This is a genomic window from Aquimarina acroporae, from assembly GCF_023195925.1.
Lineage (GTDB): Bacteria > Bacteroidota > Bacteroidia > Flavobacteriales > Flavobacteriaceae > Aquimarina > Aquimarina acroporae.
This window is the reverse complement of the sequence record NZ_JALPRE010000007.1, coordinates 12,943-34,338: the sequence shown is the minus strand read 5'-3', so window position 1 is coordinate 34,338 and position 21,396 is coordinate 12,943. Positions and strand designations below refer to the sequence as shown.

Sequence of the window (21,396 nt, the reverse complement as noted above, 5' to 3'; positions counted from 1 at the left end):
CATTTAGTTGGTAATATTTACCGAGTTTCCGGTCCCTTTTCCTATTGCGCGATCGTAACGAGCGCCGGGTGCTCTGTAATAAGGGATTACGGTATATTCATTTTCGGTTTCATCAAAATTACCACTTATAAACCCAGGGTCAATACTCCCGTCTGGTAATACCAATACATATTTGTAATTGTAAAAGCCTTGTTTAAAAAGCCGTGTTGTGTTATAGAAACCAGTCTCCTGGTCATATTCAAGACGAGTAGTGTCGTCGATTTCAAAATTGTTGAAGTTTCCATAAATATGTAGCTCTCCTCCTTGTAAAGGAGCATAACACTCTAATGAAAAGTGCATTTGTACATAATCGGCCTCAACATTACTATTATCAGCATTCAAATTTCTAACTACAAAATTTCCGTTAATATCTGGGTTATAAGTGTATGCTCGGTTCGCCCTTACTAGATCACGATATAGATAGTTGTGGTATATGTCTTTTAAATCGATACTTGCGATATTGGCTGTAGAAGCTCTAACCTCCTTATTGTCAAAAGCTAAATATTCGTTACCTCCCCAAAAACTGGATTCTTGATCATATTTGTAAACCAACTTATCTGCAATGGTAAACTGCGGTACTAGATTTGTAATGGCTTGTTTTAAATTATTATTTTGTATCACGGCGGTCTTTACAGTTCGCTTGGGATCACGTAAAATTTCATTTGGAGAGTTTATTTCAAATTGAACAGATTGTTTGGTGTTTATAAATTGTAGATCTCGGGATCTTTTGGTGTATACCTTTACTCTGGTGATTGGTTCATAGACTATAAATTTTCTCGAAAAAACAACCTCGTCATCATCGTCATAAATTTCCAAAAGATAATTACCGCTTACTTTAATTCCTCTTGTGTCTTCATTTGGGATAGAAAGGGTGTAATGGCTATACATTTGTAAAGTGTTGAATGAATTTTCGTAATTGACAATTCGAATTTCATCGAAACCATCTAAAAATTCATTTTTATAAAGTACAGAAGGAGTCCAGTCAAAATTGTAATGAGAAATCCTGTAATAATAATCAGCTTCGTCTCCATTGATGTCATCAAAAGTGAGTTGAAGAGGTTCTCCTAACTCTATAATAGGTAAGCCTGCAAATTCTTGATTTCCTATAAATAGAATGGTTCTTATGTGATTGGCTGTTGTAATTTCAGTAATACTCGATTGTGCAAAAGATATAAAAGGAAAGAATATGCCAGCCAGAATAAAAAAAGCGATTTGTTGAATGTTTTTTGACATTATAAGTAGATTATGGATGTAAATATAAACAAAATGTATGCCTAACGATTAAAGTATGTTTTCTTTGTTATTTAGAATTATTATAAATAAAATCTTATAACATAACCAGCTTTCACTTACGTGTTTTAATTAGTAAATTTGCACGATTTTTTTAGTTAATTAACATAGACTACAAATATGTCAAAAGACATTCGTATCAAAAAGGGCTTAGACATTAAGCTTGTTGGCGAAGCAGAAAAGAAAACTGCAACTGCTACCAGAAGTAATGTTTACGCAATTAAGCCTGACGATTTTCACGGTATTGTCCCTAAAGTGATTGCAAAGCAGGGTACAGAAGTAAAAGCCGGCGAACCACTTTTTCACTCTAAATCAAATGAAAAAATACTTTTTCCTTCTCCAGTAAGTGGAGAGGTTGTTGAAATCGTGCGTGGTGCCAAACGAAAAATTCTAGCTTTTAAAATTCTTGGCGATAAAGAACAACAGTATGTTGATCACGGAGCTAAGGACGTAAATGCTATGAGTGGAGATGAGGTGAAATCTCATTTATTGGCTTCAGGATGTTGGCCTTTCATTAAGCAACGACCATATGATGTAATCGCAAATCCCGACGTAGCTCCAAAAGCTATTTTTGTTTCGGCATATGCAACTGCACCACTAGCTGCAGATTATGATTATGTTTTAGAAGGTAAAGAAAAAGAACTTCAAACTGCAGTTACTGCTTTAGGTAAACTTACCGATGGAGAAGTACATGTCTCTGTAGGAAAGAATAGTAATTCACCTTTTACAGGATTAAATAATTGCACTATGCATAACGTATCGGGACCACACCCGGTAGGAAATGTTAGTGTGCAAATAGCTAAAGTTGATCCAATTAATAAAGGAGAAGTTGTTTGGACGGTTAGCCCGCAAGATCTTGTAATTATAGGAGAGTTGTTGTTAACAGGGAAATTTAATGCTGAAAGAACTATCGCATTAGCAGGTTCTTCGGTTAAAAATCCTCAATATTACAAAACTGTTATAGGAGCAGAAGTATCTTCTGTAGTATATGATTCTGGAGTACATGATGAAGGTAATATCAGAGTTATTAGTGGAGATGTTTTAACAGGAGAGAATGTAAAACCAGATGGTTATTTAGGGTATTATCACAATAGTATCACTGTAATTCCTGAAGGTGATGATTATGAGTTCTTTGGTTGGAATAAACCAATTTTTAATAAAATTTCACCTTCTAGAGCACTCACTTTTTCTTGGTTGTTCCCAAACAAAAAATATACGCTTAATACCAATACCAACGGAGAGCATAGAGCTTTTGTGGTAACCGGTACTTATGAAAATGTTTTTCCTCTAGATATTTATCCATTACAGTTATTAAAAGCATGTATGGTTAATGATCTAGATGCCATGGAGCAATTGGGTATGTATGAAGTTGCTCCGGAAGATTTTGCTCTTACCGAATTTATTTGTGTGTCTAAACAACCGCACCAACAAATTATAAGAGAAGGTTTGGACCTAATGTTAAAAGAAATAGGATAGTGCTATGGGATTAAAAGATAAATTACATAAACTAAAACTTAAATATAAAGGAAAGAAAATGGCTCCTGCATTTAATGCAATCCATACCTTTTTATATTTACCAAATGAAACGACGCATTCAGGGTCGCACGTTCGTGCCGCCGATGATTTAAAGCGTACCATGAATACCGTTATAATGTCTTTGATACCTTGTTTGGTATTTGGGATGTTTAATGCTGGTTACCAACATCATTTAGCTCTTGGAGAAATCGAAGCAGTTTCTGGAGGGTTTTTTAGCTCAGAATTCTGGACTTTAGACAACTTGGTGGTTGGTCTATGGGAAATTCTTCCGTTAGTAATAGTTTCTTATGGAGTAGGTCTTGCAGTAGAATTTGTTTTTGCGGTTATAAAAGGACACGAAGTAGAAGAGGGTTACTTAGTAACAGGAATGTTAGTCCCTTTAATCGTACCGGTAGACACCCCACTTTGGATGCTTGCAGTAGCAGTTGTTTTTGGTGTGGTTATAGGAAAAGAAGTGTTTGGAGGAACAGGAATGAATATTCTTAATCCAGCACTTACGATTAGAGCGTTTTTATTCTTTGCATATCCTACCTGGATGTCTGGGGATAAAGTTTGGGTACATGGTGCTGTAGAAAGAGCTAACGAAATTGCAGGAGGAGCACAGCTTGATGCTATTTCTGGAGAAACAATCTTAGGAGGTCTGGCGCAAGGAAAAGAAATTCTAGCGCAAGCGGCATCGCATGGGAAAGAAGTTACTTATTCTATTGCAGATGCGTTTTATGGTTTTATTCCGGGATCTGTAGGTGAAACTTCAGCTATTCTAATATTATTAGGAGGATTGTTTTTGATCTTCTCTAAAATAGGAAGCTGGAGAATTATGTTAAGTGCAGTATTAGGTGCATTGGCAATGGGATTAATCTTTAATGGAATTACAAATGCCGGTTGGATTGCAGAATCAAGTAAATTCTACGCATTGATGAATTTAGAATTTTGGCAACATTTAATTGTTGGAGGTATTGCTTTCGGAATTGTATTTATGGCTACCGATCCTGTTACTGCTTCGCAGACCAATAAAGGAAAATGGATTTATGGTTTCTTAATAGGATTTATTTCGATCCTAATTAGAGTATTTAACCCAGCGTATCCAGAAGGAGTATTCTTAGCTATATTGTTAATGAATGTATTTGCTCCGACCATAGATCATTATGTGGTTCAGGGTAATGTGAAGAAAAGAATGAAACGTTTAAAACTTAAAACTGCTTAATCATGGCGATTAATACAGATAAAAATTCATATACAATCATATTTGCCATTGCTATGGTAATGGTAGTAGGAACTTTACTGGCAGGTGTATCTTCGGTACTAAAACCAAACATTACCGCCAATAAAATAACCGAAAAGCAACAAAACATTTTGTTTGCTATGGGAGTTGCAGATAGTGAAGATCCAAACGAGTTTGTTCCAGAAGAACAAGCAGAAGAGTTGTTTAAAAAATATGTTGGAGATGAGCAATATATCATAGTTGGTAGCAAAGCTCAAAAAACAGAAGATGCCTTCGATATCGAAGTGAAAAAGGAGAACGATAAAGTAAAACAAGATTCAAACTACGAGCGTAAAATGCCTTTATTTATTGGTAAAAAAGACGGTGAGGAGTTTTATATCGTTCCTATGAGAGGAAACGGACTTTGGGATGCTATCTGGGGTTACGTTTCTTTAGATAAAGAATTTAAAACTGTTAAAGGTGCATTTTTTGATCATAAAGGAGAAACTCCTGGTCTTGGAGCAAATATCAAAGAAGCTTATTTTAGAGATGACTTTATAGGTGAGAGCATACTTGACCCTAGCGGTAACTATAAAGGTATCACAGTTAAAAAAGGAAATGGAGATCCTAAAAATCAAGATAAAACCGATAATGAAGTTGATGCTCTTGCTGGCGCAACAATTACTGGAGACGGTGTAACTGCAATGGTGAAGAAAGGGATCAAAATGTACAAGCCTTATTTCGAATCTTTAAAAAAATAACAAATGGCTGAAGTAACAGAAGAAAAAGTAAAAGTAAAAGAGCCTAAAGAGCCTTTGTTTTCGAAGAAAAACAAAAAATTACTTACAGACCCTTTGGCTGACAATAACCCGATAACCATTCAGGTACTAGGAATTTGTTCTGCATTGGCGATTACAGCACAATTGAAGCCTTCAATTGTAATGGCAATCTCAGTAATTTTTGTATTAGGAGTGGGTAATGTAGTGATCTCTTTAATGAGAAATATCATTCCATCAAAAATCAGAATTATTGTACAATTGGTTGTTGTTGCAGCTCTTGTAATTATAGTAGATCAAGTATTGAAAGCTTATGCGTATACCTTGAGTAAAGAACTTTCTGTATTTATCGGTTTAATTATTACCAACTGTATCATTATGGGACGTTTCGAAGCGTTTGCTTTAGGTAATGGTCCTTGGAAATCTTTTTTAGATGGTATTGGTAATGCTGCGGGATATGGAGTGTTGTTGATTATTGTAGCTTTCTTTAGAGAGCTATTAGGATCAGGAACATTGTTTGGAGTAAAAGTGCTGGGAGACCCAATAGAAAAGACTGGGTTATATGCTATAGGATATGAAAATAATGGTTTTATGGTATTAGCACCAATGGCACTTATTACAGTGGGAATCATTATTTGGATTCAACGTAGCAGAAACAAAGCATTAATTGAGGATCATTAAAAGAAAGAAACATGGGACTATTAGAATTATTTTTAAAATCAATCTTTATAGATAATATGGTATTCGCATTCTTTCTCGGAATGTGTTCTTACCTTGCTGTATCTAAAAAAGTATCTACAGCTGTAGGTTTAGGAGCGGCAGTAATTTTCGTTTTAGCAATTACGGTACCTCTAAACTTCTTATTAGATAAGTATATTCTTAAAGAAGGCGCATTAGTATGGTTAGGGCCAGAATATGCAGATTACGATTTAAGTTTCTTAACCTTTATTTTATTTATTGCAACCATTGCAACAATGGTACAATTGGTAGAAATAGTGGTAGAGAAATTTTCTCCTTCTCTTTATAACTCATTAGGTATTTTCTTACCACTTATTGCGGTAAACTGTGCAATCTTAGGAGGATCATTGTTTATGCAGCAAAAAGAGTTTGCAAACATTACAGAAGCTGGAGTTTATGGAATTGGATCTGGAATAGGATGGTTCTTGGCAATTCTTGCGATTGCAGCTATTAGAGAAAAGATCAGATATTCCAACGTACCTGCACCTCTTAGAGGTTTAGGAATAACATTTATCCTTACAGGGTTAATGGCAATTGGTTTTATGAGCTTTGGTGGAATGTTAACTGGAGGAGACGAAGAAGAGAAAAAAGAGCCTGCTACAGTTGAGGTAGAAAAAGAAAGGACTTCCAAAGAAGTAGCAGAAAATACTAACGTAACAATACTTAAATAATATGATATTTTTAGCATCTACCGCTGGAACAATTGCTATAACCATTGTTTCGTTTTTAGTTCTTATCCTAGTATTGGTAGGGATTTTAATATTTGCAAAAGATAAGTTATTACCATCTGGACCTGTTAAGATTACCATCAATGGTGAAAAAGAGGTTGAAGTAGCTTCAGGAGGTACTTTATTATCTACACTTGGTAATGAGAAGATATTTTTACCTTCAGCTTGTGGAGGTGGTGGAACCTGTATTCAGTGTGAATGTCACGTACTTTCGGGAGGAGGAGAAGCATTACCAACAGAAACTCCACACTTTTCAAGAAAAGAGCTACAACATGGAGCTCGTTTAGCGTGTCAGGTAAAAGTTAAGCAGGATATGAATATCCAAATTCCTGAAGAGGTATTTGGTATCAAGAAATGGGAAGCAGAAGTAGTACGTAACTATAATGTAGCTTCGTTTATCAAAGAATTTGTGGTACGTATCCCTGAGGATATGAATTATAAAGCAGGAGGATATATTCAGATTGAAATCCCTCCTTGCGAAATAAAATATTCAGATATCGATATCACTGCACACCCTGAAGAGCATGAAACTCCAGATAAATTCCAGGTTGAGTGGGATAAGTTTGGTCTTTGGCCATTGGTAATGAAGAATGGGGAAACTGTTGAAAGAGCATATTCCATGGCTTCTTACCCTGCAGAAGGAAGAGATATTATGCTAAACGTTCGTATTGCTACTCCGCCATGGGATAGAGCGAAGAATGGTTGGATGGATGTAAACCCTGGTGTTGCTTCTTCTTATATTTTTGCTAAAAAACCAGGAGATAAGGTGACTATTTCTGGACCTTACGGAGAATTCTTTATCAATGAGTCTGATGCAGAAATGTTATATGTAGGTGGAGGAGCAGGTATGGCGCCAATGCGTTCGCATTTATATCACCTATTCAAAACTTTAGAGACTGGACGTACCGTTACATATTGGTACGGTGGGCGTTCTAAACGTGAGTTGTTCTACCTAGATCATTTCTATGATTTAGAGAAGAAATTTCCAAATTTCAAATTCTACTTAGCACTTTCTGAACCTTTAGAAGAAGATAACTGGAAAGTTAAGAAAGATATTAATGATGCTGAAGGTGATGGATTTGTAGGTTTTGTTCACAATTGTGTGATAGATAACTACTTAAATCATCATGAGGCACCAGAAGATATAGAATTATATTTCTGTGGACCACCATTAATGAACAAAGCGGTTCAGAAAATGGGAGAAGATTTTGGTATCCCAGATGAGAATATCAGATTTGATGACTTTGGAGGATAATTTGTTCAACAAAGTATGAACTATATTAAAACCGATGCAAGAAATTGTATCGGTTTTATTATTTTTAAAGGGGAAAAAAGTAAGTTGATTTATGAGGAAATATATTATATCTCTGGTTGTAGTAGTAGTTCTGTTTGTGATATTAAGGAGTACGGTAAAAGGTAAAATGGCAGTACATCATGTAAAAGGTGTAATTACAAACATAGTAACAGAACCTAGCTATATCAATACAAAAGGAGATTCTATTTCTACCAGAGTGTTGGTCCCCGAAGGATATAAAAGAGTAGTATATCCAAACCAATCTTTTCAGGAATATCTCAGACATTATAAGTTGAAGCCATACGGTACTAAAATCATTAACTATGACGATTCAGAGTATTTTGCTCAAAACTGGCATGATGCTATTTTGGAGGTGCCGGTTCCTAAAAACGGACTTCAACAATGTGCAGATGCTTTAATGAGGATACGGTCGGAATATTTATGGAATAACAATAGAAAAAACGAAATAGGGTTTAACTTTACTTCAGGACACTACTGTTCCTGGAAGAAATATGCAGAAGGCTATCGCCCAAATATTAAAGGTAATAAGGTTACCTTTCATAAAACAGCATCTGCTAATCATACAAAATCGAATTTTTATAAATATCTGAATCTTATTTATATGTATGCAGGTACATTATCTATGTATCATGAACTTCAAAAAGTACCGGTTTCAGAAATTAAAATAGGGGATATGTTGGTGAAACCAGGTTCGCCTGGTCACATCGAGATTATTGTAGATGAAATTGTAAATGAGGAAGGAGATAAAATGTATCTTTTGGCTCAAGGAAATACGCCAGCACAAAGTGTTTGTATGCTCAAGAATTTTGAAGAGCCTTCAATTTCTCCATGGTACCAATTTCAAGAAGGTGAGCCAGTTTATACACCTAGTTATTATTTTGATGAGGCGCTATTTGTAAGATTTAAATAATCAGAATTTGATATTTTCCCTAATTGTAAAGTAGTGTTCACTCATTATGGGTTTGGGAACAGTGGTTTTTTGAGGAGTTTTACTTAAAACAAAAAACACTGACCATGAAAAAAACGTTACTACTACTGGCATTGATGTCGTTAACTAAGATCATCGCTCAAGATGTTCCGGTAATTCAACTCAACGACTCCACACAATTAAAGCTTTCTATTTTAAAAGTTGATGTAAAAGTCATTGGTAACTTTGCTACGACTACTTATGATATGAAGTTTTTCAATGGCACCGATAGAACTCTTGAAGGTGAATTACAATTTCCCTTAGGAGAAGGGCAAGCGGTTTCAGGTTTCGAAATGGAAGTTAATGGAGAAATGAGAGAAGCAGTAATTGTCGAGAAAGAACTGGCAAGAGTGGCATATGAAAGTACTATAAGACAAAATATTGATCCTGGTCTTCTTGAAAAAGTGCAAGGGAACAATTATAAAGCAAGAATTTACCCTATTCTGCCCAATGGATATAAACAGGTTAGAATTACATATGAACAGGAACTATTTGCGTTAGATGATCATTATGTATATGAACTTCCTATGGGTTTTAAGGATAAACTTGAAAAATTTTCTATACAGTTTGATGTTTACGGAAATACTGCTCCGCAGGAGGATACAGGTAAGTTAGTTTTCAAACAGCAGGATAATAAGTACAGTGCTACGTTTGATAAGGAGAATTACATACCAAAAAAAAGTATTGTAATAAGGATTCCTAATCTCAAAGACGAACAAAAGATAATAACCTACAATGATTTTTTCTATGTAAATAGGAGATTAGCTCCTAACACCAGGATAAAGAAAAAACCTAAAAAGATTACTTTATTATGGGATTCGTCTTTTTCAAGATTGCATAAAAAAACCACTAAAGAAATAGAAGTATTGGATTTATATTTCGAATATCTTCAGGATGTAACCGTGGAGCTGGTTTCTTTTAACAATGATATTTCAATTGAGAAAAGTTATACTATTTCTTCTGGTAATTGGGACCAATTAAAAGAAGAAATAACTAACATCCAGTATGATGGAGGCACTTCGCTACAATGTTTAAGTTCTGTGAAATTTAAATCAGATGAGATTCTTCTTTTTACAGATGGGCTATCTAATTTAGGGAGTTACTCAAGTTCTTTAAAAACACCTATATATGTCCTTAACACTTCGGTTTCTGCAGATCATGAACTTATGAATTTATTGGCTACTTCATCTGGAGGGAGTTATATTAACCTAGGAAGATATTCTGGAGCTGCTGCTTTAAAAATTTTAAAACACGAAACATTTCAGTTTTTAGGAGTAGAAAAAAATAGTAATGTTTTTGAGGTATACCCAAATAGCAATACCAATGTAACTTCAGATTTTTCAATTGCTGGAAGGTTTTCAGAAAATACTACTATCAAATTACTTTTTGGGTATCAAAACAAAGTTTCCGAAGAAATAGAAGTGCAAATCAATACTACTTCCAACGAGAAAATAGTGAAAAAGATATGGGCGAAGAAAAAGCTGAAAGCTTTGTTGGTAAATAAAAAAGAAAATAAATCTGCGATCGTTTCTTTGGCAAAACAACATGGTTTAATAACAGAATATACGTCGATGATAATTTTGGATAGAATTGAAGATTATGTTCGATATAGAATAGAGCCTCCAAAGGAGTTAAAAGCATTGTATAAAGAGAGGGTAACCAATCTGGAGGAGGAAGAATTGGAAAAACAAGAAGATCTAGCCGATAGAAGAGAAGATTTATTTGAGGATTATGAAGATTTAATGCAGTGGTACACCACAAAATTTCCCAAAAGGAAAAGTAAACCTATTAAGAAACCTGATGTGGGATCAACTGCTCCAGCCCCTCGTCAAGTTGCAGAGCAAAACCCAAATCCAGTTCCTACAGTTGCGGGACAGACAGGTACTACTCCTACTGCAACAAATGGTATAGAAATAAATCAGGTATATTTAGATACTACAAAAAGATCTGTCTCTGGGGTAGTGACCGATGATGGGGGATTACCACTACCTGGAGTCAATATTAGAGTAGACGGAACCGAAATTGTAGCACAAACTGACTTTGATGGGAATTTTATTATAAATGCTGAAGTAGAACAAGAGTTAGTATTTTCATATTTAGGTTTTGCCGTAACACGAGTTTCTGCTAATACATCGGGATTAAATGTCAAAATGCCCGAAGATGCTGCGATGTTAGAGGAGGTTGTGGTAACTGCTCAAGGAATTAGTGTGCAGAAAAGAGCCTTAAGTGCGTATGTTACTACAATTCAAAAAGAAGAAATTTCAGAATCATTACAAGGAGCTGTTTCTGGAGTTAATATAACTGCACAAAATGGTTCAGTAGGTTCATCTACTTCGGTAACTATTCGAGGAGTTACTTCTCTATCCAATAGTGCACAACCGTTGTATGTTGTTGATGGAGTTGTAGTAGAAGGTAACCCGACAGAAGATTTGTCTCCAGATGAAATCGAATCGATGCAAGTTCTAAATGAAACTAACGGTACTGCTATATATGGTGCTAGAGGAGTAGATGGGGTAATTCTTATTACTACAAAAGCAGGGAAGGAAGCAAATGGTGAATCTATTGCCACTTTTAATAAAGAAATATCTGATAAAATAGCATTGAAACCTTGGCAACCCAATGAGGCTTATATTGCAGTTCTAGAAAAAGAAAAAACGACTGCAGCAGCTTACAATAAGTATATTGAAATTAGAGATGATTATGCGAATATCCCATTTTTTTATATTGAAGTTGCAGATTTTTTTGAAAAAAGAAAATCACCTGAGAGAGCGATTCAAATACTTTCAAACCTTATAGAGGTAGAGCTTGATAATTACGAATTAATGAAGGCTTTGGCTTATAAATTGGAATATTTTGGTAAGTATGAACTTGCTGTTATAGTGTATCAGAAAGTTTTAGAGTTACGACCCGAAGAACCACAATCCTATAGAGACCTGGCATTGGCCTATGAATATATTGGCGAGTTTCAGAAAAGTTTCGATTTACTGTATCAAATATATAATGGGGAGCTCTTAGAAAAAGACCTAGAAGAGCGTTTTTACGGAATAGAACATTTAGCCTTTATTGAATTGAATAGATTGGTTTTTAAATACGGAAAACAACTTAAATTGAGCAAAAAGAAAAGAGCATTGTTTTCTGAAACTCCGGTTGATATAAGAATTGTTGTAGATTGGAACCATAATGATACCGATCTGGATCTTTGGGTGATTGACCCCAATGAGGAAAAAGGGTATTATAAAAACTCTGAAACCGATCTAGGAGGAAGATTATCTGAAGATATGGTAGATGGTTATGGTCCCGAAGAATTTATGCTTAAAAAAGCGATTAAAGGTGATTATAAGGTTATGATAGATTATTTTGCAGATGCTGTTCAAAAAATATCTGGTCCAACCATATTAAAGGTCACGCTTTTTACAAATTATGGTAGAAAAAATGAATCTAAGAAAATAAGTATTGTGAGATTAGATAAGGAAGAAGATGAGTTAGAAGTTGGTCGTTTGAGATTTTAAAAAAATAGTGCAGAATATTATCTTTGCATCGCTATGACGAGAATATTGACGAAACAAGAACTTCATAACCTTGCGATGAATATCGTGGGGGAGGAGCTAGAGAAAAAAGGCTTCGAATTTATTGCAATAAATAGCACTTTGGGGAGACATCCCCAATTTGTGTGTATTGATAAATCTAATCAGCGCTACTTTGTAGTGGTCAAAGCGATTTCTTATCCAGATAACCCACATAATTATGATATGATTTGGATGGAGTCATTCAAAAAGCATGCGAGAGAGCAAGAGGCGAAAATCTTTTATGCTGGAGTTGGGTTACAAAATGCAGAAAACCCAAATAAACCGGTTTTTCTAAACGAAGATTATGTTCTGGAGTATGCTGGTTTACAAAGTATTGAAACCCATCTTAATTGATTTTTATGATTCGTAAAATAGTTATGCTTGCTGGAGTATGTTTTTTTCTTTCATGTAAAAAAAATACCCAGTTATATCAGAATTTTGTTAATGGAGAGGCCTTTGGAACTACATTTTCTGTGCAATGTATCGATGTAAAAAAAATAGACTACTCAAAATCTTATGACAGCTTAATTACCGTTATAAATACCTCTATGTCTACGTATATCAAAGATTCTGATATCTCTAAAATAAATAGAGGAGATACCACGGTTGTTGTAGATAAGCATTTTGAAAATGTATTTTTAGCTTCAAAAAGATTATATGATGCTACTTCGGGAGCTTTTGACCCTACAATTGGGGTGTTGGTAAATGCATGGGATTTTGGTCCAGAAGGCAAAGTTATAGCATTAGATAGTTTAAAAATAGATAGCCTTTTACATACAGTGGGCATTAATAAGGTGTTGCTAAAAGATGGGAAAATTATCAAAAATCACTCTAAAACTTTTATAGATTTTAATGCGCTGGCTAAGGGATATGCGGTTGATGTATTTGCAGATTTTCTAGAAAGTAAAGGTCATAGCAACTACCTTGTTGAGATTGGAGGAGAAATACGAGCTAAGGGAGTAAATAGTATAAAACAAAAACCTTGGAAAATTGGTGTAGAAGATCCAAATTTTGATAATACACAATCCTATAGTAAAATAATAGACCTGCAAGATCAAGCTATGGCCACCTCAGGTAGTTATCGTAAATTTAAAATAGACGATAACGGGAATCGTTATGCTCATATTATTGATACAAAAACTGGATACCCTCATAAATCAAATGTATTGAGCGTTTCTGTGCTTGCTGAAACTTGTATGGAGGCTGATGCCTATGCTACAGCTTTTATGTCTATGGGATTGAAGGAGTCAAAGAATTTTTTGGCAACTCACACCAATTTAAAAGTGTTTTTTATTTATGAGGATGATCAAAAAACTCTTAAAACGTTAAGTGTAAATGGTTTTCCTGAGAATTAGACCTGCGTAGCTTTTTTTCGGATGAATAGTCCAATACCTATAGTTAAAACTAAAGAGAGGCCTAACAACCACCAAAATAGATTAGAACTTTCTTCAAAGTCTAAAGGAGTAGTATCTCCAACCAAATAAAATCCTCCCCAATAGAAAGGATGGGTTTGGTTAGATTCAAAGGTGTTAAGGCATTGTAGTTTTGCCTGTTGTAAAGCCTTATCTTTGCGCATTCCATTTTTTAAATTTGAATAGAAATACTTCATAAGATCAGGAGTAGTTTGATCCGGAACTTTCCAACTACTTAGTAATAAACTTTTAGTTCCAGAATATTGAAAAGCATTGCCTAAACTCATAATTCCCTCTCCAGTCGCTATTTTTCCAGCTCCAGTATTACAGGCACTTAATACGGTAAGTTCTGCAGGAATGTTTAGAGCAAATAATTCATGACTGTATAAAAAATTATCTTCGATACTGTCATTACTCTTTGTAAATAAAAGTCTTGAGTTTTCAGGTCTTTTATGATCTATTTCTCCATGCATGGCCATATGAAGAATGTTATATTGACCAGCATTTTTTTTAAAATTAGATTCTATAGCTTGATTACCGAAATAGTATTTTCCGTTAATGATTTCTGAAATGGCTTTAATCTCTTGTCGAGTTCCAGGCAAGTCCTCTTTAGCATCTCTTAATGTTGCTAAGCTCATTTCTTGGGTGTCGAACATTTTGGTAGAGTCTGAGTACGAAAAAGCTAAACATTTTTTTGTTTTTTGATTTGGCGTTAATGTTTTCTCGGAAAATAACAAAGTTGAAGAATTAGCATAACTAATCGCATATTCTTTTAGTAAATACGGAAAGTTTTTGGGATTATTGGAAGGAGTTTCTTCTGTAAGTAATAATTCGAAATTAAGATGCCATAAGGGGCCATCAGGAATAATAATAAGGTGATCCCCTCGTATATTGTCTTGTATAGGGGCTATGAGTTTGGAATATAGATCGAATGCAACTTTTTTGTAGGTATTGGTGTTTTTTGAATTAATAGCATATTTTAAATCCCTAATGTTATCTTCAAGGTTCTGGGTGTTTATTTTAGTAATGCTAAAATCATTATTTGTAATTACATAAGCATAGGTAATACTATCTGAATTAAAAAACTCTAAAACAGTGGTGTTTTGGCCAAGCTTTTCTTGAATTTCTGCTATTGATACAGTTTGGTGCTTATATTTTAACTGGTAATATTTTGGATACCTTTTTTCCATAGATTCAATTAAGGAATCTTTTCTCCTGGAAGTTTCGAATAGCTTGTTTTCTGCAATAGTAATTTTTAAAGTATCAGGGTTTTCAAGAGTTCGTTCATTAACAATTTCAGAAGTGTAGAAAGCATGATCTGTTTTTAATTGATGTTCCAAATCCAAAATAGTTCTAGGTATACCCGAAAAGTTTTTAGCTTTAGAATCACCTAATAACCCTAACAAGGTGTTGGCTCTGCTTTTTTCGATGTAGTAAAAGGACTCATTAAAAAATGAAGATTTTTGATTGTGTTTTGCCAGTAAAAGACAATTCTCTATGGCATCAGTATATATTTGTTTTGTTTTTTCTGCAAAGTCTATCTTATCTGCATGTGTTCGCAGTGCGTTTCTAATTTTATGAATTAAAGTGTCTGCTTCTTTAAATATTGTAACACATTCAATTAAATCATTTGTATCACGATGTGTTTCAAATTTGCGTTGTAATGTTTTGGTTTTACCATGTAAAGAATATAATAAAATATGATTATCTAAGTATTTGGGGAGTTGACCAAGGTTGATTTTGGATTCGGTTTTAGAATAACGATTTGCCTTGATTGCCTTATCATAAAAAAGCAAAGCTTTGTCATATTCTTTAGTTTCTTTATGTAAATCAGCAATTTGATTGTAAGACTTTGCAGTTCTTGGATGATGTTTTCCGTCTGTTTTTAATCTTATCTTAAGACTTTCCCTAAGCTGCACTAAGGCCAAATCATATTTCTTCTGCAAAACAAAAGTAGACGCAATGTCATTTTGAGTATCGCAAATAAAATAATTTAAATTCCCATAAGCTTTTTTTTGAATTTCCAGAGCTTTGTGATAATATATTAATGCTTTTTCATAATTCTTTTTTTCTTTAAATACATCAGCCATATGTTGAAAAGAAAATGATGTTTCTTCGTGGTATCTTCCTTTTCTTTTTATTCTGATTTCTACCGCTTTTTGATAATAAGCAAGAGCCTTGTCATAGTCTTTAATAGCTTTATGGATATTGGCTATATTATTATATACTCTTGCTACAGCCCCATGTTCTTCTCCTAAAATTGGAATATAAATCTTATTAGCTTTTTTAAGATAAGACAGAGCTTTATTATGTTCACCATTGTATCTGTAAAGATTACCTAGATTGTTATAACATGATCCGATAAATGAATGATTTTTTGGATATACTTCTAAATCCACAGCTAAAGTTTCAAGTTGATATTTTAAACTCTTTTTGTACAAACCCTTTTTTGCATAATAGAGGCTGATTTCTACCAAAACACTTGAGGTTTTAGAGTGCATCTTACCAAGCTTGTTTTTTAGTATATCTAGGGATTTTTCAAGAAGAGGAAGAGTTTTGTTATGTTCTCCTTTAAGTCTTAAATTTACCGCCATACTGTAAAGACAAAGAGCAACGTATGGATGATCAATATTAAAGCTTTTTTCAATGATTTTTAAAGATTTTTCATGATTATGTTGAGCCTTTTCATATTGACTAAGCAAAGTTAAAATATTTCCAATGTGGTTATAGCAAAAGGCAACTTCAGGGCTATTTTCTCCATAAACTTTTTGTCTGATTTTGAGTGCCATTTGGTAATGGTATATTGCCTTTTTTCGATTCCCTAGATGGTAATGTGTCGTGCCTATATCAATGTAACTATCGGCGATTTTTTTGTGATTTTTTCCAAACTTTTTAACTCTTATCTTTAAAGCTTTGTCATATTGCACTAAGCCCTTATCGTATTGTGCCCATCGGTGATAAATAATTCCGATGTTATGCTGGCTATCTGCGGTATGATAGCTATCTTCTCCATAGACTTTTATTTGAATCTCTAGGGCTTTATTGAAATAATCTAAAGCCTTTTGAAATTGATCTTGTTCTTTTAAGATGTACCCCACATGGTTATAAGAAATTGCAGTTATGGGGTGATTTTTTCCAAAGAGCTGCATACGTATGTGCATAGCATTTTGAGCATTTTCAAAAGCATCATTAAGATCAAAATTTCCAAGGTGAACCTTAGAAATTTTATCAAAAATATCGGCAGTTCTTTTTTTGTTTCCTGTCTTTTGATATGTTTTTAAAGCCTTGTTAAAGTGGGTTATAGCACTGTCTAGATTCCATTTGTTTAGTAGTTTATCGCCTTCAATTAAATGTCTGTAAGCAACTAGGGTGTCCTGTTTGTTTTGACCGTAAGAGCTAAAATGAATACATAGAATGAAAAAGGGTAGTGCAAAAAATTTGATTAGAAATGTTGGGGTTGTGCATTTCATAGGTTTATCTGTCAAATTTACAACGTTAAGGAAGTGGTTACATGTTCACTCTACTAAGTAACAAATATCGCAAAAAGCTACTTTTAGACCTAAATCTTTCTCTTAAAGTAAGCAATGCTTAGGGTTTATAACAAATTGGTAAAATTTCTCCCTTTGCAAGACAGTACTTTTTTACTTCAGTTTCTAGTAAAATCGCGGTATAATCTATTTCTTCTACCCGAAAACCAATAGATCTCAGCTTTTCAAAATAATCTCTGCCATAAACCCGAACATGATCATATTGACCGAAAATTTTTGCTCTTTCCTTAGGGTCTATAATAGAGTCATCTTCAAAAGTTATATCCCGATTTAGATCTTGCGGTATCTGTAAAACGGCCATTCCACCCGGCTTTAAAACCCGAAAAAGTTCTTGCATGGCCTTAGTGTCATCAGGAATATGCTCAAGCACATGATTACAAAAAATGACATCATACATATCATTCTCAAAAGGTAAATCACAGATATCAGCTTTTACATCGGCAAGTGGTGAATTAAGATCTGTAGTGGTATAATTGATGTGGTTTAATTTTCTAAAACGTTTATAAAAAGCTTGTTCTGGTGCAAAATGCAACACTTTTGAGCTCTGTGTAAAAAAATCGGTCTCATTTTTAAGATATAACCACAGTAATCTATGTCGTTCTAATGATAGGGTAGAAGGGGAGAGAACGTTATCTCGTTGTGTTCCATATCCATAAGGCAAAAATCTGGAAAAACTTTTACCGTCGATGGGGTCTGTAAATGTATTTCCTCTAAGAATTAAAGAAATTAGTGGTCTCACCAAGTAACTTAATCTTATAAGTAGAGGTCTGGGAATAGTATTTAATATAAATTTGAAAAGCCTTTTCATAGAGACGTTTATCGTGGGCTTACAAAAGATTAAATTGCCAGTAATTCTTGTCTAAAGGCATCTTCTTCATCAGATTCTATACCTAATGCTTGGTAGATATATTTAAAAGTAGAAAGAATCTCTGGTTTTCCATCTACAATAGCTACATCATGTTCAAAGTGTGCGCTGGGCTTACCATCCGCAGTAAGAATGGTCCATCCATCACGAAGTTGTTTAATACGGTGAGTTCCCATATTAATCATAGGTTCTATAGCGACCACCATTCCTTCAACAAACTTCTTTCCTCTTCCTCGACGTCCGTAATTTGGCATTTCAGGATCCTCGTGCATTTTTCTTCCAAGTCCGTGACCTACCAATTCTCTTACTACACCATAACCAGCGTCTTCAGTATATCTTTGAATAGCGTATCCAACATCTCCAACTCTGTTCCCAACTTTTAATTCTGCAATTCCTTTATAAAGTGATTCTTTGGTAATACGTAATAATTTTTCAACCTCCTCAGACACTTCTCCTACCGGGAAAGTGTAGGCATGATCTCCATAGAAATCATTTTTAATTGCACCACAGTCAATAGATATAATATCACCTTCTTCCAAAGGTGTGTCATTAGGTATACCATGAACCACTTGCGCATTTGGACTCATGCATAAGGTATTCGGAAAATCGTATAATCCTAAGAAACCGGGAATAGCTCCATGATCTCTTATAAATTCCTCCGCAAGTTTATCCAATTGAAGGGTAGTAACACCAGGTTTTACTTCAGGAGCTAGCATTCCCAAGGTTTTGGATACGATTAATGCACTTTCGCGCATTAACTCTATTTCTTCACGTGTTTTTGTAATTATCATAAATCAGTACAGAATTCCGAATTAAAGAAGGCAAATTTACGAAGAATATTACGAATCAATCGAATGTGGACTCATTTAATCCTCATAAGAGTGTTTATAGGGTTCTCCCGATACAATAGCTAAGATATCTTTTTCAAGACTTTCTTGTGCAAATTCAACATACCTCCCAATTTCTTTTCCTTCTTTATAAAAAATAAACGTAGGGACTCTTATAATATTTAGACCTTTTTCGAAACCTTCCGGGGTTTCTTTTGATCGTGATACTGTAATGAGTTCGAAATTATTGTAATCAAATTTTGCTTGATCAAGAATTTTATAAAAATTAGGCGTTTCTCGTTTACTATCACTGCACCACGTTCCCATAAATGCTTTAATGGAAATATCTTGAAGCTTAGGAGCTATTTTTTCAACAGTTGATGCATCAGCCGTATACTCCTCATAATTTGTGTTGAACCATGACCCAAAAGGGGCTTGCTCCAAATCTTTTCTTTGGTGTTTTCCAACAAGAATATCAGGGTTAGATTGTGTAGCTAAAGTTTCCTCATTGTCATTGACAGAAGATGAATTAACCCCAGTATTAACAGCTACTGTAGCGCTTATACAGGCATTTAATATTAGAAGCGTAAATAATAAAAGTATTTTTTTCATATAACAGCGAATAGTGTGCTAATATAATGTAAAGACTTCTTCTGCCCCAAGAATTTTTAAGGTAGTTTACTATTACTATTATGAGATTGTATATTTTACTTAAGTAATGAGTTTTGTGTCATGGCCTGTGGTTTTTCTACACCAATTAATTCAAGTATCGTAGGTGCAATATCCCCTAAAACCCCATCTTTTATATCGATTTGATCATTATCGATTAGAATAAAAGGAACCGGATTGGTAGTATGAGCTGTATGTGGAGTACCATCTGGATTGATCATCGTTTCACAGTTTCCATGGTCTGCAATTAGTAATGTAGCATACCCATGTTCAAGTCCGGTTGATACTACATCTTTTACGCATTTGTCTACGGCTTCACAAGCTTTTATTGCTGCTTCCATAACACCAGTGTGTCCCACCATATCTCCATTGGCAAAATTTAAACACACGAAATCAGTTTCTTCTTTTTCTAATTCAGGTACCAGAGCATCTCTAAGTTCGTAAGCGCTCATTTCGGGTTTAAGATCATAAGTGGCTACTTTTGGTGAATCTCTTAAAATCCTTGACTCTCCCTCAAATGGAGCCTCTTGTCCGCCAGAGAAAAAGAAGGTAACGTGAGGATATTTTTCTGTTTCGGCAATACGAATCTGCTTTTTGCCTGCTTCAGACAATATTTGTCCTAAAGTCTGCGTAATATTTTCCTTATCATAAATGACTTTTATGCCTTCAAAAGTATCATCATAATTTGTCATGGTAACATAATATAGAGGAAGTTTATGAGTGTTAAATTCATGCATGTCTTTTTGTGACAACATTTCGGTCAATTCACGTCCTCGATCAGTCCTAAAATTGAAAAAGATTATAACATCGTCATCTTTTATAGTTGCAACTGACTTGCCGTTCTCTTGCATCAAGATTGGTTTGATGAATTCATCGGTTATATCATTTTCATAGCTCTTTTGAATACTTTCTATGGCATTTTCACTTATTTCTCCAATTCCGTTTACAATGAGGTCATATGCCAGTTTTACTCGTTCCCAACGTTTATCTCTATCCATTGCATAATATCTTCCAACTATTGAGGCTAATTTCCCAGTAGTATTTGACATATGCTCTTGAATGTTCTTAATATGTTTAATTCCAGATTTAGGATCTACATCACGTCCATCTGTAAAGGCATGTAAAAAAACGTTGGTTAGATCATAATCGTTAGCAGCATTTAGTAACCCTTTAATATGGTTAATGTGCGAATGCACCCCTCCATCACTCACTAACCCCAGTAAGTGAACATTTTTATTGTTGTCTTTGGCATAACGAAAAGCGTCTGTCAATACTTGTTCATTCTTAAGAGTATTGTTCTCAACAGCCATATTAATTTTAGCCAAATCTTGATATACAATTCTTCCTGCACCCAAATTCATGTGTCCCACTTCGCTATTTCCCATTTGACCATCGGGTAGCCCAACATGAAGTCCATCTGTTCGCAGTGAAGCAGTAGGGAATTTGGTATATAAACTATCAATAAAAGGAGTTTCAGCATTATCAATTGCAGAAACTTTTGGATCGGGAGAGGTTCCCCACCCATCTAATATCATTAGGATTACTTTTTTATTCATGTGGTTAGCATTTAATTTTTTTGTTGGCCCTTTGTGCGGTTTTTATGATAAAAAATGACAAGCGGTAAATGTACAACTTCAAAAATAAGTACACAAAATTGCTTAGTTAATGGTAGGTCATTTATGCCTTTATTAAAGGTTATTACAGAATGAGTTTTTGGGAAACTATTAACGTATTTGTATAGAAAAGGTTATTTATGAGTTATCCTTAAAATAAGACCTTTTTTTCTAAGAATTTTACAATTTTCTTTGTGTCGTCAAAAAATCAAACTAATAGTTGATGAAAATTGATTAAATGGCTAAGAATAGTTCTAATATTTTGTTGTGTAAAGGTTAATATTATGTTATTTCCAATTTTTGATG

General features: G+C 34.3%; 16 protein-coding genes. 10 read left to right on the top strand and 6 right to left on the bottom strand.

Annotated features, from left to right (window positions below; translation table 11 throughout):
• Positions 1-3: 3 nt before the first annotated feature.
• The gene (locus M0D21_RS11360) at positions 4-1,272 is read right to left on the bottom strand and encodes a type IX secretion system plug protein (protein WP_248329537.1); all 1,269 of its coding nucleotides are present in this window, start codon (positions 1,270-1,272) and stop codon (positions 4-6) included.
• Between the two features lie 177 nt (positions 1,273-1,449).
• On the opposite strand from M0D21_RS11360, the gene M0D21_RS11355 reads away from it, so the two are divergent.
• The 10 genes from M0D21_RS11355 (at position 1,450) to M0D21_RS11310 (ending at position 13,511) form a co-directional block, all read left to right on the top strand.
• Positions 1,450-2,805 carry a Na(+)-translocating NADH-quinone reductase subunit A gene (locus M0D21_RS11355; protein WP_248329535.1) on the top strand — a complete coding sequence of 452 codons (1,356 nt, stop codon included), beginning with the start codon at positions 1,450-1,452 and terminating at the stop codon, positions 2,803-2,805.
• A 4-nt stretch (positions 2,806-2,809) separates the two neighbouring features.
• A complete protein-coding gene (locus tag M0D21_RS11350) occupies positions 2,810-4,069 on the top strand; it encodes an NADH:ubiquinone reductase (Na(+)-transporting) subunit B (protein ID WP_248329533.1) in 1,260 nt (419 codons plus the stop codon).
• Between the two features lie 2 nt (positions 4,070-4,071).
• Positions 4,072-4,827: a Na(+)-translocating NADH-quinone reductase subunit C gene (locus tag M0D21_RS11345; protein ID WP_248329531.1), complete on the top strand. Its 756-nt coding sequence runs from the start codon at positions 4,072-4,074 to the stop codon at positions 4,825-4,827.
• 3 nt (positions 4,828-4,830) lie between these two features.
• Entirely contained in the window at positions 4,831-5,523 is a 693-nt protein-coding gene (locus M0D21_RS11340; protein ID WP_248329529.1) for an NADH:ubiquinone reductase (Na(+)-transporting) subunit D, read from the top strand.
• An 11-nt stretch (positions 5,524-5,534) separates the two neighbouring features.
• Positions 5,535-6,251: an NADH:ubiquinone reductase (Na(+)-transporting) subunit E gene (gene nqrE / locus M0D21_RS11335; protein WP_248329527.1), complete on the top strand. Its 717-nt coding sequence runs from the start codon at positions 5,535-5,537 to the stop codon at positions 6,249-6,251.
• Position 6,252: 1 nt separating this feature from the next.
• Positions 6,253-7,563, top strand: a complete 1,311-nt coding sequence (gene nqrF, locus M0D21_RS11330) for an NADH:ubiquinone reductase (Na(+)-transporting) subunit F (protein ID WP_248329525.1) — start codon at positions 6,253-6,255, stop codon at positions 7,561-7,563.
• 91 nt (positions 7,564-7,654) lie between these two features.
• The gene (locus tag M0D21_RS11325; RefSeq protein WP_248329523.1) at positions 7,655-8,533 is read left to right on the top strand and encodes a DUF4846 domain-containing protein; all 879 of its coding nucleotides are present in this window, start codon (positions 7,655-7,657) and stop codon (positions 8,531-8,533) included.
• A 104-nt stretch (positions 8,534-8,637) separates the two neighbouring features.
• Positions 8,638-12,099, top strand: coding sequence for a VIT domain-containing protein (locus tag M0D21_RS11320; RefSeq protein WP_248329521.1), 3,462 nt, complete (start codon positions 8,638-8,640; stop codon positions 12,097-12,099).
• 33 nt (positions 12,100-12,132) lie between these two features.
• Positions 12,133-12,510, top strand: coding sequence for a Na(+)-translocating NADH-quinone reductase subunit F (locus tag M0D21_RS11315; protein WP_248329519.1), 378 nt, complete (start codon positions 12,133-12,135; stop codon positions 12,508-12,510).
• Between the two features lie 5 nt (positions 12,511-12,515).
• On the top strand, positions 12,516-13,511 hold the full coding sequence (locus tag M0D21_RS11310; protein WP_248329517.1) for an FAD:protein FMN transferase: 996 nt from the start codon (positions 12,516-12,518) through the stop codon (positions 13,509-13,511).
• Here the strand turns inward: M0D21_RS11310 and M0D21_RS11305 are convergent.
• From M0D21_RS11305 to gpmI, 5 genes are all read right to left on the bottom strand, one after another.
• Positions 13,508-17,038, bottom strand: a complete 3,531-nt coding sequence (locus M0D21_RS11305) for a CHAT domain-containing protein (protein WP_248329515.1) — start codon at positions 17,036-17,038, stop codon at positions 13,508-13,510. The two genes, M0D21_RS11310 and M0D21_RS11305, sit on opposite strands and share 4 nt — an antisense overlap.
• Before the next feature lie 118 nt (positions 17,039-17,156).
• Positions 17,157-17,924: a class I SAM-dependent methyltransferase gene (locus M0D21_RS11300; protein WP_248329513.1), complete on the bottom strand. Its 768-nt coding sequence runs from the start codon at positions 17,922-17,924 to the stop codon at positions 17,157-17,159.
• A 29-nt stretch (positions 17,925-17,953) separates the two neighbouring features.
• Positions 17,954-18,772, bottom strand: a complete 819-nt coding sequence (map, locus tag M0D21_RS11295) for a type I methionyl aminopeptidase (RefSeq protein WP_248329511.1) — start codon at positions 18,770-18,772, stop codon at positions 17,954-17,956.
• A 75-nt stretch (positions 18,773-18,847) separates the two neighbouring features.
• Positions 18,848-19,420 (bottom strand): thioredoxin family protein, encoded by a 573-nt coding sequence (locus M0D21_RS11290; protein ID WP_248329509.1) that lies wholly within the window; start codon positions 19,418-19,420, stop codon positions 18,848-18,850.
• Positions 19,421-19,515: 95 nt separating this feature from the next.
• Positions 19,516-21,033 (bottom strand): 2,3-bisphosphoglycerate-independent phosphoglycerate mutase, encoded by a 1,518-nt coding sequence (gpmI, locus tag M0D21_RS11285; protein ID WP_248329507.1) that lies wholly within the window; start codon positions 21,031-21,033, stop codon positions 19,516-19,518.
• Positions 21,034-21,396: the final 363 nt, after the last annotated feature.

Bases quoted from the DNA above. Each gene is read 5' to 3' on its own strand.
- M0D21_RS11360 (WP_248329537.1), bottom strand. From the start codon at position 1,272: ATGTCAAAAAACATTCAACAAATCGCTTTTTTTATTCTGGCTGGCATA.
- M0D21_RS11355 (WP_248329535.1), top strand. From the start codon at position 1,450: ATGTCAAAAGACATTCGTATCAAAAAGGGCTTAGACATTAAGCTTGTT.
- M0D21_RS11350 (WP_248329533.1), top strand. From the start codon at position 2,810: ATGGGATTAAAAGATAAATTACATAAACTAAAACTTAAATATAAAGGA.
- M0D21_RS11345 (WP_248329531.1), top strand. From the start codon at position 4,072: ATGGCGATTAATACAGATAAAAATTCATATACAATCATATTTGCCATT.
- M0D21_RS11340 (WP_248329529.1), top strand. From the start codon at position 4,831: ATGGCTGAAGTAACAGAAGAAAAAGTAAAAGTAAAAGAGCCTAAAGAG.
- nqrE (WP_248329527.1), top strand. From the start codon at position 5,535: ATGGGACTATTAGAATTATTTTTAAAATCAATCTTTATAGATAATATG.
- nqrF (WP_248329525.1), top strand. From the start codon at position 6,253: ATGATATTTTTAGCATCTACCGCTGGAACAATTGCTATAACCATTGTT.
- M0D21_RS11325 (WP_248329523.1), top strand. From the start codon at position 7,655: ATGAGGAAATATATTATATCTCTGGTTGTAGTAGTAGTTCTGTTTGTG.
- M0D21_RS11320 (WP_248329521.1), top strand. From the start codon at position 8,638: ATGAAAAAAACGTTACTACTACTGGCATTGATGTCGTTAACTAAGATC.
- M0D21_RS11315 (WP_248329519.1), top strand. From the start codon at position 12,133: ATGACGAGAATATTGACGAAACAAGAACTTCATAACCTTGCGATGAAT.
- M0D21_RS11310 (WP_248329517.1), top strand. From the start codon at position 12,516: ATGATTCGTAAAATAGTTATGCTTGCTGGAGTATGTTTTTTTCTTTCA.
- M0D21_RS11305 (WP_248329515.1), bottom strand. From the start codon at position 17,038: ATGAAATGCACAACCCCAACATTTCTAATCAAATTTTTTGCACTACCC.
- M0D21_RS11300 (WP_248329513.1), bottom strand. From the start codon at position 17,924: ATGAAAAGGCTTTTCAAATTTATATTAAATACTATTCCCAGACCTCTA.
- map (WP_248329511.1), bottom strand. From the start codon at position 18,772: ATGATAATTACAAAAACACGTGAAGAAATAGAGTTAATGCGCGAAAGT.
- M0D21_RS11290 (WP_248329509.1), bottom strand. From the start codon at position 19,420: ATGAAAAAAATACTTTTATTATTTACGCTTCTAATATTAAATGCCTGT.
- gpmI (WP_248329507.1), bottom strand. From the start codon at position 21,033: ATGAATAAAAAAGTAATCCTAATGATATTAGATGGGTGGGGAACCTCT.